Here is a 13511-nt window from a genome sequence, read left to right on the forward strand (position 1 = left end):
GGCGCACCAAGAGTGTTCTCCTTTTAAAGTCCAGACAACTAGAGACTTCAAAAGCTACCGGCTCTGCGGCGGAACGTCGATGCTTGAGGCACAGAGAGCGACGAAGCGGAGCATCAGCGAGCGAGACGGGTACGCCACCATGACCATGACCAACTCCCTGCTTGACCAGTTGGACCATCAGAGACGGGCCCTTGCTCAGAGGGCGTACGAGGGCGTGCAGGAGGCCCTTCGCTCGGCCGGCATCCGGCTTCCGTCGCTGGCGGTGGAGAAGACGGTCACCGGTGAGTACCTGGTGCAGCTCGGCGGCGTCGTTCCGGACGTGGCCGGCAGACTCGCATCGGTCGCCTGGACCGGGGCCCCGTACCTGCGGGCCGCGGAGGGCGAGGAGTTCGCCGAGCCGGTCATGCAGTTCTGGACCCCCGAACAGGGCGAGCTGCTGGTGGAGGTGGGAACGGAGCGCCTGGGCGAGTTCTCCCGAATGAATGAATCGGGGGAACTGGTACTCATCCCGGCCGACGGGGGCGAGCCGTGGAGCGTCGGGCGAACCTCGGTGCGTCACCCCCGAGTCGATGACCTGGTGCGGGCGGGGTTCATCCGGCCCAGGGCCAGCAGACTGACGGGGTGATCGCCCGTGGCAATCGATCTGGCTTCGGTGCTGGCGGTCGGCCGACCGCCAGTGGTGCCGAAGTGCCTGAGGTGGTCAGCGGGCTGGTGCTGGCGGTGTCGACTGGTACGGGACGTAGCGCCCGCCGGAGCGGTCACCACGGAGTCCGGCGGTGAGCTGGCGCTGTTCCTCTGCCGCTGGCACTGGGCCGAGATGGAACAGGATATGACGGCTGTAGTTGAGCACCATCGCCATGAGAGGCGCATCGAGACGTCTCGACTCGCCGATTGGTCAGCTTCTGCGGCGCGTGCGCGCTCCACTCAATCCTCCGAAGCCGATTTCTTGACCACCTGAGTTTCCGCGAGGAGCAACATCGATGGGCAGGCCCCCATTTCCCGAGCCCTCAAACAAAGAGCGCGAGCAGTGGATTAAGCGCTACCAATCCGGGGAATCGATGAATTCCATATCCATATCCACTGGCCGCTCTTACAGGTGGATTCGAATGTGGTTCAAGACATGGGGCGTCCCCTTGCGAGGAAAGGCAGAGGCGAACTCCTTGAGGTGGAAGCGGCAGCACAACCGCACCTCATGATCTGATTCCATTGGATAAAACTCATCGAGGAACCATGGCTTTGGCAACCGCAGAAACCAAGACTCGCGTCCCCCAGCCTCGTCGGCCCGATCCCACGCCCGAGCAGCGCGCGGAGTGGACTGAGCGCTACAACGGCGGGGAGACGATGCAGAGCGTGGCGAGTTCGATCGGCTGCTCGGAGAACTGGCTGAAAGCCTGGTTCAGGCGTTGGGGCGTTCACGTCCGGGGCCGGGAGGAAGCGCAGCGGCTGAGCTGGTCCCAGCGACACCCGGAAGCTTCTTCTCTCTGATTCGACTTCCGCCAGTCCCACCTGGCGGAGGGGTGCGCATGCGGATGCGTACCCGGCCGTCCTGGTGCCTTCCCCTTGGCAGACCAGGACGGCCGCCATTACTCCCGTTCCGGCCCCGTGTGCAACGCGCCTTCGCGCGGTTCGTCCTGGCTGGACCGGTAACAAGCTCCGCCCATCATCCTTGTGTGGGCGGGGGGTCGAACCTCTGAGGTCGCATGGGGATGAGGAACAGGGTTCGACACCACGTCCGCCCCGGAGCTGCTGGAACCTCCGGGGCGGACACCAAATCTCCCGTCCCGGCTGCTGATCTGCCAAGACCCGGCCGGGACGGGGCACCATCGCACCACTCCGCCAACAGAAAGGATGGATCATGGCAGTTGCTGCGTTGGACGCGCCCGCGAACACCAGCTCCGCACGTACGCTGGACAAGAACCACCGCCGAGCCACTGCGGACGGCACCACCCCGTGTAGCCCGTGCGGCGGGACCGGGTGGACCACCGACAGCGACGGCATGCGCTGGCAGTGCACGTCATGCGGCGGGCAAGGGCGCATCGAGCACAACTAGGGGCAAGAAAGGATCAGTAATGTACTGCGGGAAATGCAAGGGATTTGGCTATATCGAGGAAGTTCTCGACAACCCCCTCAGCCCCGAAGAACAGCGATTGCAGCCCAAAAGGGAGCAGCCTCAGGTTCTCCAGTGGGTCTGTGAAGACTGTGACGCAACCGGGCAGGCACCCGCACGACGTAGCTGATCCTTGCCGTCCCGGGCCCCGTCCGCACGAGCAGTAGCGGGCGGGGCTCTGTCGTGCGTCGGGTCACGTGACCAACCCATGACCAACAGCGGTCCGAAGCACTCGGAAACGCCCAGGTCGGGCCAGGAAGCCAAGTGGTCGGGTAGGCGGGTCCTTAGAGGCGTTTTCGCAGGTCAGAACTAACAAAGGCTGGTGCCCGAGGCGAGAGTTCAAGTCCCCCCTCGGACACCAGCGAAGACCCCTGTCGATCAGGGGTCTTCTTGCTTTTCCGGGTGGTGACGGCGGGGCCGGCCACTTACCGACCGGTGGCCGGCCCCGCCGTCACCAGTCGTCGTCCCTGGTGGGTACGCCGCCCACTTCGAGCCAGAGGTACTCCCGGCCCTGGGTCCTGCGGTGGCCGAAGCGGTCGCCCTTGGCGAGGACGCCGAGGACGGCCGTGGTCGACTCGCGGTCGTCGGTTCCGCGGACGCGGACGGCCACGCGGACCGCGCCGCCCCCGGTCCAGGTCACCGAGGGGCGTTCACCCAGCAACGTGCTTAATTCCGCGGCGAGTTCACCGGCCTTCGCCCGTGCCGCCCGCAACTCCTCGTCAGCCACAGACGTGCATCGTAGGGGTTCGGGAGGGGCGGCAGCACCTGTCGGGCGGACGGTGGTGGACCGCCGGGGCCGGTGTCCGGGACGGGGGTCGGAGCCGCCGCTCCGGACACCGGGGGGGTGGCTGTTCACCAGGGGATGGGGCCGCCCTCGGTGAGGAAGGAGCGGTCGGGGAGTTCGTCGGCCGGGGTGGTGGCGAGGCGCAGGACGGCGGCGGCGCCCTCCTCGGCGGTCCTGGTGCCGGTGTGGTTGTTCATGTCGGTGGCGACGAAGCCCGGGGAGACCGCGTGGACGGTGACGCCGCTGTCGCGGAGGGCGGCCGCGTAGAGCACGGTGGCCATGTTCAGGCCGGCCTTGGAGACGTTGTAGGGGAGCAGGTCGGGGCGGCCGGGCGGGGTGCCGGGGCCGGTGCGGGCGAAGGTGGCGAGCGAGCTGGTCAGGTTGACCACCCGGCCGGACGCCTTGCGCAGCAGCGGGAGCAGGGCCTGGGTGACCGCGAACGGGCCGACCAGGTTGGTCTCCAGGACGGCGCGCAGGTCGTCGACGGTCAGGTCCTCGACCGGGCGCAGGGTGCCGCGCGGGATGCCGGTGATGCCGGCGTTGTTGACCAGCAGGTCGAGCCGGTCGGACTCGGCGGCGACCGCCTCGGCGGCGGCCCGGACCGAGTCGTGGTCGGTGACGTCGAGCCGCAGCGGGCGGACGTCGCCGGCGGCGGCCAGTTCGGCGGCCGTCCGCCGGCCGCGCTCCTCGTCGCGGGCGGCGGCGAACACGGTGTAGCCGCGTTCGGCCAGCTGCCGGGCGATCTCCCGGCCCAGGCCGCGGGTCGCGCCGGTGACCAGGGCCACCGGCGCGACCGCGCCGCTCGGACCGCCGGGGGCGGTCGTCACCGGGCGCCCTCCTTGGCCTTGTCGCCGGCGGGCGCGGCCGGGGCGGCGGGGGCCGGGGCGGCCGGCGGGGTCAGTTTCAGCCAGATGAAGCTGACCACCAGGGCCAGGGCGACCACCACGGTGCAGAAGATGTAGACGTTGCGGTAGGAGTCCAGGGTGTGGCCGCCGTCCGCGGTGGCGCTGTTCTGCATGATGACGGCGAGGGCGGCGATGCCGAGGGCGCCGCCGAACTGCCGGGAGGTGGTGTTGACGCCGCTGCCGACCGCGAACTTGGTCGGCGGGGCGGAGAACGCGGCGGCGCTGGAGGTGCCCATGGTGGTGGCGCCCATGCCGATGCCGACGATGAAGCCGGCCGGCAGCCAGAGCGCGAGGAAGGCCGCGTGGCTGGTGAGGCCGAAGATCATCAGGAAGCCGCAGGCCAGGATCGCCACCAGGCCGAGCAGGGTGACGCCGCGCGGGCCGCCGATCTTCGGGGCGATCTTGCCCATGTTGAGGGCCGCGACGGAGGCGAAGATGGCGCCGGGGGTCATCGCCAGGCCGGCCTGCATCTCGGAGTACCGCCACAGGTCGGTGATGTAGAGCACGCCGACCAGCAGCCACGGGTACTGGGCCATGCCGTAGAGCAGCGAGACCACGTTGGTGGCGGCGAAGCCCCCGTTGCGGAACAGCGACATCTCGACGGCGGGCACCGGGTGGCTGGTGGAGCGCAGCAGCGCCAGGGCGAGGGCGGCCAGGCCGGCCACCAGCACCACGACGGTCTTGACGGACAGCCAGCCCCAGGTCACGCCCTCGGTGACGCCGAGGGTGAGCAGGCCGACGCCGACCGCCATCAGCACGGTGCCCAGCGGGTCGGGCAGCCGGGAGCCCTCCGGGCGGGGGGCCGGGGCGAGCAGGCGCAGCGCCGAGACGGTGAGCAGGACGCCGAAGGGCAGGTTGATGTAGAACACCGAGCGCCAGCCGAGCTGGTCGACCAGGATGCCGCCGACGGTCGGGCCGACGGCGGCGGCCAGCGCGGAGGCCGCGCTCCACAGGCCGATCGACTTGACCCGGCCGTCGGCCGGGCCGTCGAGCAGCAGGATGGCGAGCGAGGCGGGGATCATCGCCGCCGCGCCGATGCCCTGGAGCATCCGCATGCCGATCAGCACCGGGATGTTCGGGGCGAGGGCGCAGAGCAGCGAGGCGACGGTGAAGGCGCCGATGCCGAAGACGAACAGGCGCCGTCGGCCGAGCACGTCGGCGAGCCGGCCCGCGGGGGCCAGCAGCGCGGCGAACATGACCGCGTACCCGGTGATGACCCAGGAGAGCTGTGTCAGCGACGCGGCCGGGAAGTCGTGGTGGAGCTTGGGAACGGCCAGGTTGGTGACGGTCGAGTCGAGCATCGCGAGGAAGGTTCCTCCCGACGCCGTCAGGGTCACCAGCCGGTACTCCCGCGCGGTGCGGGTGGGTGCGGGCGTCGTCACTGCTTGGTACTCCTGTGTCGTGGACGCGGGCGGGGCGGTCGGCCCCCCGGAGGTGGCGCGCGGTCAGTCCTCTTCGCGCGCACCGAGCTTGATGGCCTGTTCGACCTGGAGGATGCGGGCCCGGTCGAGGTCGCCGGCGATCTTCTCGTCCTGTTCCATCAGCGACTCGATGTCGTGGTTCTCGTAGCCGATGATGCCGATGTCGGCGAAGGTCGCCCGCATCTTGTCGCCGAACAGGCCGATGTCCTTGAGGGTCGGCACTATGCGGGAGAACAGGTGGCTCTGGAAGGTCTTGAAGTGCACCGAGTTCTTCATGAACTCCATGCACTCGTCGGCGTCGACGTCGAGGTTGCGCCAGACCTCCTCGCCGATGAACCGCTGCCGCATCAGGTGGCAGGCCTCGGTGCAGAACTCCTCGCGCTCGGCCCGCTCGGCGGAGGTGAGGTGCGGGTAGTAGTCGCGCAGCGCGAGCCGGCCGAAGGCGACGTGGCGGGCCTCGTCCTGCATGACGTAGGTGTTGAGGGCCTGGGCGAGCGGCTCGGTGGCGGTGTCGCGGATCAGGCCGAAGGCCGCCAGCGCGAGGCCCTCGATCAGCACCTGCATGCCGAGGTAGGTCATGTCCCAGCGGGAGTCGGAGATGACGTCGTTCAGCAGGGCCTTGAGGCCGGGGTTGATCGGGTAGGCGAGCTGGAGCTTCTCGCGCAGGTAGCGGGAGTAGACCTCGACGTGCCGGGCCTCGTCCATCACCTGGGTCGCCGCGTAGAACTTGGAGTCCAGGTCGGGCACGGTGTGGACGATCTTCGAGGAGCAGATCAGCGCGCCCTGCTCGCCGTGCAGGAACTGGGAGAACTGCCAGGCCGTCAAGTGGTGGCGCACGGTGCCGCGTTCGGCCTGGCTGAGCTTGTCCCAGACCCGGGAGCCGTAGATCGCGATGGTCTGCTCAGGGACGCCCATCGGGTCGTTGACGTCGACCTCGATGGACCAGTCGAGGCGGTCGGCGGCGTCCCACTGCTTCTGCTTGCCCTTCTCGTACAGGTTGAGCAGGCGGTCACGGCCTTCGTCGTACTCCCAGTCGAAGACCGTGGTGGCGCCACCGGGGACCTCCCACCTCGTCTGTTCGACCGGGAGTGCGTACATGCGAGTGCTCACGAGTTCCCCTCCAGGGAAAGGCTGGCCGGGCGGTCACGGCCGCGCTGCCGAGGGCAGCCCGAGTACGCGTCAAGTCTGGATCAACCCTGTGCGGCGGGGCAGTGGGGATTACCCTGGGGTACGGAGTTCCCGGGTCCGGCGAACCCCGGGGTTCCCTCCCGTACCGGAGGTGCGGGCCGCCGGAACGGACCGGGAGGCGCTCGATCGACGTGGCCGAAACGACCTACGGGGAGAGTCGTATGAGCAGCACAGGGAACGATCACCGGCGCCGACGAACCGGCGTCGGCCGGACGGTGGCCGGGGCGGAGCCGGCACAGACCCGGAACGGCGCTCCCCTGGTGGGGCGCGGCCGGGTGCTGGAGGCGCTGGGCGGGGCGTTGGACCGGCTGGTGGCCCGGGGGGGCACGGCCCTGGTCAAGGTGACCGGCGACGCCGGCGTGGGCCGGAGCACGGTGCTGGGCGAGTTCTCCCGGATCGCCCGCGCCGCGGAGGCCGTGGTGCTCAGTTTCCGTACCGCGGAGGAGCGTTCGGAGATCCCGCTGGGCACCTTCGCGGAGGGCATGACCGGGCTGGAGGAGCTGCCCGGGCTCTCCGGGGTGTCGGGCGGCCAGGTGGTGCGCAGGTCGCTGGACGCCTACCCGCCGGGCCCGCTGGTCCTGGTGATGGACGACCTGCACATGGCCGATCCGCAGTCCGTCGAGACCCTGGCCGACCTGTTACGGCACCCGCCCCGGCCGTCGACGCTGTTCGTCCTCGGGTACCGCGACCGGCAGAACACCGGCGCGCTGCTGCGGGCCCTGGGCGGCCGGGCCAAGGAGATGCCGGTCGAGCACCTCCACCTGGAACCGCTGCTGGAGCAGGACTACGACGAACTGCTGGCCGGGGTGGCCACCTCGGTCACCCGCCGCCGGCTGCACCGGGAGAGCGGCGGCAACCCCGAGTACCTGAAGGTGCTGCTGGCCGAGCAGGCGGTCTCGACCGCCCCGCTGGACGGCGGCCTGACCCCGCAGCCGTCCCGCTCGGACTGCTACGTGGCCTTCGACAAGGAGATCGCCCCGCTGGCCCCGGAGACCCGGGGCGTGGCGGAGACCGCGGCGGTGCTGGGCGACGAGTTCGAGGTGGGCCTGGTCGCCGAGCTGCTCGGCCTGTCGTCGGCGACGGTGCTGATGGCGATCGGCGAGCTGATCCGGCGCGACCTGATCCGGCCGGTCGTCCCCGGCCAGTACTTCGCCTTCCGGCACCCGGTGGTGCGCCGCTCGGTCTACCACAACAGCGAACTGAGCTGGCGGGTCGGCATGCACGGCCGGGCCGACGCGGCGCTGTGCGCCCGCGGGGCGTCCGCGATGGAGCGGGCCCCGCACGTCGAGCAGTGCACCGCCTACGGCGACCAGGAGGCGATCGGCCTGCTGGAGAGCGCCGCCCGGGCCGTCTCGCTGGACGACCCGGACGCCACCTGCGCCTGGCTCACCACCGCGCTGCACGCGCTGCCGCAGGGGCCCGGGCACGACCCGCAGCGGGGCCGGCTGATGCTGCAACTGGCCGAGGCGCAGGCGCTGTCCGGGCGGCTGCTGGACTCCCGCCACCTGATGCACCAGGCCCTGGAGATGCTCCCCACCGGGGACCTGGCCGAGCACGCCGTCGCGGTCGCCTCGGTCGCCAAGGTGCAGCGGCTGCTGGGCCGCCCGGAGGAGACCGCCGCGCTGCTGCACCGCGAGCTGGAGGCGCTCGGCGAGGAGGTCACCCCGGCCTGCGCGATGCTCAAGTTCGAGGTGTCCACCGGGCTGCTGCACCGCGGCGACCCGGACGGCGCCTACCGGGCCGCCGAGGAGGTGCTGGCCATCGCCGCCCAGCTCCGGCACCGGCCGTTGCAGGCCTCCGCGCTGGGCGTGATGGCGATGGCCGCCAGCGCGGTCGGCCGGCCGGCGCCCGCGCTGGACCACCACGCGAGCGCCACCGCGACGCTGGACAGCATGCTGGACAGCGAGTTGGCGCAGAGCCTGGACGCCACCGTGTGGATCGGCTGGAGCGGCGTGCTGCTGGAGCGCTGGAACGACGCGCTGCGGCACTTCCACAAGGGCGCCGAGTTCGCCACCCGGTCCGGTTCGCGGCTGTTCCTGCCGCACCTGCTGGCCGGGCAGGCGTACGTGCTGTGCGAGCGGGCCCGGCTGGCCGAGGCGCGTTCCACCGCGGAGCACGCGGTGTACCTGGCCGAGCTGTCCGGCAGCCCGGAGGCGCTGGTCAACTCGTACGCGATCCTGGCGTACGTGGACATCGCGCAGGGCCGCCGGGTGGAGGCGCTGACCAGTGCCGGCAAGGCCACCGTGCAGCCGCCCCGGTCGGCGGGCGGGTGGAAGGAGATGATGGCGCTGCGGGCGCTGTCCGAGGCGAAGCTGCTGAACGGGGACGCCGAGAGCTGCCTGGCACTGATCGCGAAGGCCGGCGGGCCCGACCTGCCGCAGGCCGACGCGGGCAGCCGGGTCTCCTGGTACGAGCTGCTGACCCGGGCGGAGCTGGCCCTGGGGCAGCCCGAGGCGGCCCGGGTCTGGGCCGACCGGGCCTGGGCGGCGGCGGCCCGGCTGGACAAGCCCGGCCGCTACGCACTGGCCGAACTCGCCCGCGCGCACGTGCTGTTGGCCCGCCAGCGGGAGGACGCGGTGCCGACCGCGCAGCAGGCCGTGCAGGGCCTGGAGCTGGCCGGCCGGTCGCTGGACGCGCTGCGGGCCCGGGTGGTGCTGGGGGCGGCGCTGTGGCAGCAGGGCCGGCACGAGGAGGCCGGGCGGGAGCTGAAGTCCGCCGAGTCGGCGCTGAACCAGCTGGGCGCCCCGGTGCTGGCCCGGGCCGCCCGTTCGGAGCGCCGCCGGCTGGCGGCCGGGGCGCCCCGGACCAGGCCGGGCGACTCAGAGCGGACGGTCACCGCGCTGACCGGCCGGGAGCGCCAGATCGCCGGGCTGCTCGGCGACGGCCTGACCAACCGTCAGATCGCCAAGTGCCTGCACATCTCCGAGAAGACCGTGGAGATGCACCTGTCCAACGTCTTCGCGAAGCTGGGCGTGGCCAACCGGGCGGCGGTCTCGGCGATCATCACTCGCGAACGGCTGGAGGGGGAACCGGTGCCCGTGGACCGGCCGCGGGTCGGGACCTCCTCCGGGGACCGGGCCTAGCGCGCCGGGCGGCAGGCCGGCGATCTGCTGGATGAAGGTCTCCAGTCTGGCGTTCAGGGCCTGTTCGGCACGGCGCCGTGCCGAACAGGCCCGCTGCTTCCTCCGCGGCTCGCCCACAACTCCCCCCTCAGAGCGGAATGTTGCTGTGCTTCTTGTACGGCGGCGCCATTCGCTTGGTGCGCAGTGCGCGCAGGGCCTTGACGACCGAGACCCTGGTCTCGGACGGGGTGATCACGTCGTCGATGCAGCCGTGCTCGGCGGCCACGTACGGGCTGATGACGGTCCGTTCGTACTCCTCGGTGAGTTCGCGGCGGGCGGCCTCCGGGTCGGCGGCGGCGGCGATCCGCTGGTGGAACAGCACGTCGACACCGCCGCGGGCGCCCATCACGCCGATCTCGGCGGTGGGCCAGGCCAGGCACAGGTCGGCGCCGAGCTCCTTGGAGCCCATCACCGCGTAGCCGCCGCCGTAGGCCCGGCGGACGATCACGGTGACCTTCGGGACGGTCGACTCGATGTAGGCGAAGCCCAGTTTGGCGCCGCGCCGGATGATGCCGGCGTACTCCTGCACGGTGCCGGGCAGGAAGCCGGGCACGTCGACCAGGGTGAGGATCGGCAGGTTGAAGGCGTCGCAGAAGCGGACGAAGCGGGCCGCCTTCTCGGCCGCGTCGATGTCCAGCGAACCGGCCAGGAACTTCGGCTGGTTGGCGACCACGCCGATGCTGCGGCCCTCGATCCGGGCGAAGCCGCACAGGATGTTCGGGGCGAACTCCGGGTGCACCTCCAGCAGTTCGCCGTCGTCGAGAATCCGGTCGAGGACCTCGGCCATGTCGTACGCCTGCTCCACCGCGTCCGGTATCACGGCGTCCAGCTCCAGGTCGGCGGCGGTCACCTCCAACGCCTCGGGGGCCGGGAAGACCGGCGGGTCCACGCAGTTGTTGCTCGGCAGGAAGGAGAGCAGCTCCTTGACGTAGAGGAGGGCGTCCTCCTCGTCGGTGGCCATGTAGTGCGCGTTGCCGGTGCGGCGGGCGTGCACGGCGGCGCCGCCGAGCTCCTCCAGGCCGACGCTCTCGCCGGTCACCGAGCGGATCACGTCCGGGCCGGTGACGAACATGTGCGAGGTCCGCTCGACCATCACCACGAAGTCGGTGGCGGCCGGGGTGTAGACCGCGCCGCCCGCGCAGACGCCCATGATCACCGAGATCTGCGGGATCACCCCGGAGGCGGTCACCACCCGGCGGGCCACCTGGCCGTAGGCGGCCAGCGCGAGCACCCCCTCCTGGAGCCGGGCGCCGCTGGAGTCGTTGATGCCGACCACCGGGCAGCCGGTCTGCATGGCCAGGTCGAGCAGCTTGCCGACCTTGACGCCGAACATCTCGCCGACGCTGCCGTTGTGCGAGGTGACGTCCTGGGCGTAGACGCAGATCGGGCGGCCGTCGACGGTGCCCGTCCCGGTGACCACGCCGTCGCCCGCCGGGCGGTTGGCCTCCAGGCCGAAGTTGGTGGAGCGGTGGCGCACCAGCGGGTCGGTCTCCAGGAAGGAGCCGGGGTCGAGCAGCAGCTCGATCCGCTCCCGGGCGGTGAACTTGCCCAGCGCCCGGCGGCGGCGGGCGGCCCGCGGCGAGCCGGGGCGGCGGGCCTCCTCGCGGCGGGCCAGGTGCTCGGCGATCCGCTGCGCGGTGGTCGGCCGCCCGGCGGGGGCGGGGGCCTCCGCGGTGGCCGGGGAAGCGGGCGCGGCGGCGGCCGGGGTCGCGGTCGCCGCCGGGGTCGCGGTCTCGGTGCTCATCGGGCGGCTCCCGCCGCGGCCCGGGGGGCGAAGGAGCGGCCGAGCGCGAACTCGGCGACCTGGCGGCCGACCAGGGCGAGCTGTTCGAGGCAGCGCCGGTCGGCCTCGGTGCCGTCGTCGCGCAGCTTCTGCTCGGCCGAGTTGACGGTGATGCCGAGCGGGGTGGGCCAGCCGCGCAGGGCGTGCACGGTGGCCCGCAGCGAGGCCAGGGTGCCGCCGCCGGTCTGCCAGCCGGCCGCGGTGACCACGCAGCCGACCGCCCGGCCGTCCAGGTAGGGGCGCGGGTCGTGGCGCAGTTCCTCCAGGTGGTCGAGGGCGTTCTTGACCAGGGCGGCGACCCCGCCGTGGTAGCTCGGGCTGGCCAGCACGAAGCCGTCGGCCCGGGCCACCTGGTCGAGGAACTCCCGGGTGGCGGCGGTGGGTTCGCCGCGGCCGGGGACGAACACCGGCAGTCGGCCGAGGTCCTCGCCGCCGAACGTCCGCACCTCGGCGCCGGCCCGGGCGGCGCCGTCCAGCGCGAGGCGCAGCGCGCGCTCGGTCGTCGAGTCCGGTCTGCCGGTGCCTCCGATGCCGATCACCAGCGGTGGCCGGGTCGCGGCCGTCCAGTCAACCATCTGCTCGTCTCCTCCCCCGTCCCCCGGACGGGACGGTGTTCAGGCGTGGGTGCGCGGGCGGCGCGGGCGCAGGTCGGTCCACACCTCCTCGATGCGGGCCAGGCAGTCCTCCTTGGGGCCGGTGAAGCCTTCGGGGGTCCAGCCGGCGGGGACCGGCAGGGCGGCCTCCCAGATGGAGTGCTGGTTCTCGTGGTTGACCACGACCAGGTACTCGGGCGTGCTGTCGGACACGGTGGGCTGCCTCTCTCGTCGCGGCTGCGGCGGCGGGTGCCGCCGCCGGTGCGGTTCCTGTCGCGGGTGCGGGTGCGGGTGCGGGCACCGGCGCGGTTGCTATCGCGGGTGCGGGCACCGGCGCGGCCGGGCGGCGCGGGGCCGCCCGGCGGTCGGGTGCTACTTGCGGGTGTCCTTGACGATCCGGCCGCCCTTGACCACCAGGACCACCCGGCTGGGGTCGTCGAAGAGCTCGGGCTCGGCCAGCGGGTCGAAGTCGACGGCGATCAGGTCGGCCAGCTTGCCGGTCTCGATCGAGCCGATCCGGTCGTCGACCCGCATGATCTTGGCGTTGACCGAGGTGGCCGAGCGGATCGCCTCGGCGGCGCCGAGGACCTTGGCCTTGAGGGCGATCTCCAGGCCGCGGCGGTCCTGCTTGGGGCCGATCAGGTCGGAGCCGGAGCCGATCAGCACGCCGGCCTCGCGGGCGGCGAGCAGGCCGTCGATCATGCCCTGCATGGTGTCGCCGACCCGTTCGCGGATCTGCGGCGGCAGGCCGTGCTGGTCGAAGTTCTCCTCGAGCACCTTGGCGATGGCCAGGGTCGGGACCAGGTTGACCCGGCCGGCCGCCATCATCGCGGCGGTCTCCTCGTCGATGCCGGTGCCGTGCTCGACGCACTCCACGCCGGCCTTGACCGCGTTGTGGATGCCGTGCACGTTGTGGGCGTGCACGGTCACGTAGGTGTGCCGGGCCTTGGCCTCGGTGACGGCGGTGGCGATCTCCTCGACGGTGAACTGGGTGTCGTCGAGGGAGTCGGCGATGGAGACCACGCCGCCGGTGACGGCCATCTTGAGGAAGGTGGCGCCCTGCCGGAAGCACTCGCGGGCGGCCTTGCGGACCTCGTCGCAGCCGTCCGAGATCCGGCCGACGGCGGTCAGGCCGCGGACCCGGAAGTGGAAGCTGTCGTCCGGCGGGGCGAACGGCGAGCCCAGGTGCCCGTGGCCGCCGCACTGGACCAGCGGCGAGGCGGAGGCCCAGATCCGCGGGCCGGGCACCAGGCCGCGGCCGACGGTGCGCAGCACGCCGTGGTCGATGCCGCCGCAGTCGCGGACGGCGGTGAAGCCGGCGTCGATGGTCTCGCGCAGGGTGCGGAAGATGTCGGCGGCGCGCTCGGCGACCGAGACCTCCAGGTTGAGCACGGCGCGCATCTCGCTGGAGTGGCCGATGTGCACGTGGGCGTCGATCAGGCCGGGCAGCAGGGTGAGGCCGCTGAGGTCGACCAGGTCGGCGTCCCCGGCCGGGCCGTCGACGCCGATCCCGGCGATCTTGTCGTCCTCCACCAGGACCGAGGCGCGCGCGACGGGGTCGCCGCCGAGTCCGTCGATCATGGTGGCGCCGGTCAGGAGCAGGGCCAT

The 13511-nt window shown here is 71.9% G+C and carries 11 protein-coding genes; 3 read left to right on the forward strand and 8 right to left on the reverse strand.

Features of this window, described 5'->3' with window-relative positions; translation table 11 throughout:
* The first annotated feature begins 145 nt into the window (after nucleotides 1–145).
* Both QMQ26_RS08305 and QMQ26_RS38210 read left to right on the forward strand, forming a co-directional pair.
* Entirely contained in the window at nucleotides 146–625 is a 480-nt protein-coding gene (locus QMQ26_RS08305; protein ID WP_282205261.1) for a hypothetical protein, read from the forward strand.
* A gap of 433 nt (nucleotides 626–1058) precedes the next feature.
* The gene (locus QMQ26_RS38210; RefSeq protein ID WP_404814160.1) at nucleotides 1059–1196 is read left to right on the forward strand and encodes a hypothetical protein; all 138 of its coding nucleotides are present in this window, start codon (nucleotides 1059–1061) and stop codon (nucleotides 1194–1196) included.
* A gap of 1362 nt (nucleotides 1197–2558) precedes the next feature.
* Here the strand turns inward: QMQ26_RS38210 and QMQ26_RS08310 are convergent.
* The 4 genes from QMQ26_RS08310 to QMQ26_RS08325 all read right to left on the reverse strand — a co-directional run bounded on the left by QMQ26_RS08310 (nucleotide 2559) and on the right by QMQ26_RS08325 (nucleotide 6327).
* Nucleotides 2559–2834: a hypothetical protein gene (locus QMQ26_RS08310; RefSeq protein WP_100835531.1), complete on the reverse strand. Its 276-nt coding sequence runs from the start codon at nucleotides 2832–2834 to the stop codon at nucleotides 2559–2561.
* Nucleotides 2835–2959: 125 nt separating this feature from the next.
* Nucleotides 2960–3718, reverse strand: a complete 759-nt coding sequence (locus tag QMQ26_RS08315; protein ID WP_100835532.1) for an SDR family NAD(P)-dependent oxidoreductase — start codon at nucleotides 3716–3718, stop codon at nucleotides 2960–2962.
* Entirely contained in the window at nucleotides 3715–5178 is a 1464-nt protein-coding gene (locus QMQ26_RS08320; protein WP_199846946.1) for a DHA2 family efflux MFS transporter permease subunit, read from the reverse strand. Before QMQ26_RS08320 ends, QMQ26_RS08315 begins: the two co-directional genes overlap by 4 nt.
* A 63-nt stretch (nucleotides 5179–5241) precedes the next feature.
* Nucleotides 5242–6327 (reverse strand): ferritin-like domain-containing protein, encoded by a 1086-nt coding sequence (locus QMQ26_RS08325; protein ID WP_282205262.1) that lies wholly within the window; start codon nucleotides 6325–6327, stop codon nucleotides 5242–5244.
* Between the two features lie 239 nt (nucleotides 6328–6566).
* On the opposite strand from QMQ26_RS08325, the gene QMQ26_RS08330 reads away from it, so the two are divergent.
* Nucleotides 6567–9488: a helix-turn-helix transcriptional regulator gene (locus QMQ26_RS08330; protein ID WP_282205263.1), complete on the forward strand. Its 2922-nt coding sequence runs from the start codon at nucleotides 6567–6569 to the stop codon at nucleotides 9486–9488.
* 127 nt (nucleotides 9489–9615) lie between these two features.
* Here QMQ26_RS08330 and QMQ26_RS08335 read toward each other — a convergent pair whose 3' ends face one another.
* From QMQ26_RS08335 to QMQ26_RS08350, 4 genes are all read right to left on the reverse strand, one after another.
* On the reverse strand, nucleotides 9616–11271 hold the full coding sequence (locus QMQ26_RS08335) for an acyl-CoA carboxylase subunit beta (RefSeq protein ID WP_282205264.1): 1656 nt from the start codon (nucleotides 11269–11271) through the stop codon (nucleotides 9616–9618).
* Nucleotides 11268–11885 (reverse strand): NADPH-dependent FMN reductase, encoded by a 618-nt coding sequence (locus QMQ26_RS08340; protein WP_100835536.1) that lies wholly within the window; start codon nucleotides 11883–11885, stop codon nucleotides 11268–11270. Before QMQ26_RS08340 ends, QMQ26_RS08335 begins: the two co-directional genes overlap by 4 nt.
* Nucleotides 11886–11924: 39 nt before the next feature.
* A complete protein-coding gene (locus QMQ26_RS08345) occupies nucleotides 11925–12116 on the reverse strand; it encodes an MbtH family protein (protein ID WP_100835537.1) in 192 nt (63 codons plus the stop codon).
* A 159-nt stretch (nucleotides 12117–12275) separates the two neighbouring features.
* Entirely contained in the window at nucleotides 12276–13511 is a 1236-nt protein-coding gene (locus QMQ26_RS08350) for a metal-dependent hydrolase family protein (RefSeq protein WP_100835538.1), read from the reverse strand.

This window comes from Kitasatospora fiedleri, assembly GCF_948472415.1.
Lineage (GTDB): Bacteria > Actinomycetota > Actinomycetes > Streptomycetales > Streptomycetaceae > Kitasatospora > Kitasatospora fiedleri.

Bases quoted from the DNA above. Each gene is read 5' to 3' on its own strand.
- QMQ26_RS08305 (WP_282205261.1), top strand. From the start codon at position 146: ATGACCAACTCCCTGCTTGACCAGTTGGACCATCAGAGACGGGCCCTT.
- QMQ26_RS08340 (WP_100835536.1), bottom strand. From the start codon at position 11,885: ATGGTTGACTGGACGGCCGCGACCCGGCCACCGCTGGTGATCGGCATC.
- QMQ26_RS08335 (WP_282205264.1), bottom strand. From the start codon at position 11,271: ATGAGCACCGAGACCGCGACCCCGGCGGCGACCGCGACCCCGGCCGCC.
- QMQ26_RS08330 (WP_282205263.1), top strand. From the start codon at position 6,567: ATGAGCAGCACAGGGAACGATCACCGGCGCCGACGAACCGGCGTCGGC.
- QMQ26_RS38210 (WP_404814160.1), top strand. From the start codon at position 1,059: ATGAATTCCATATCCATATCCACTGGCCGCTCTTACAGGTGGATTCGA.
- QMQ26_RS08350 (WP_100835538.1), bottom strand. From the start codon at position 13,511: ATGGCCCTGCTCCTGACCGGCGCCACCATGATCGACGGACTCGGCGGC.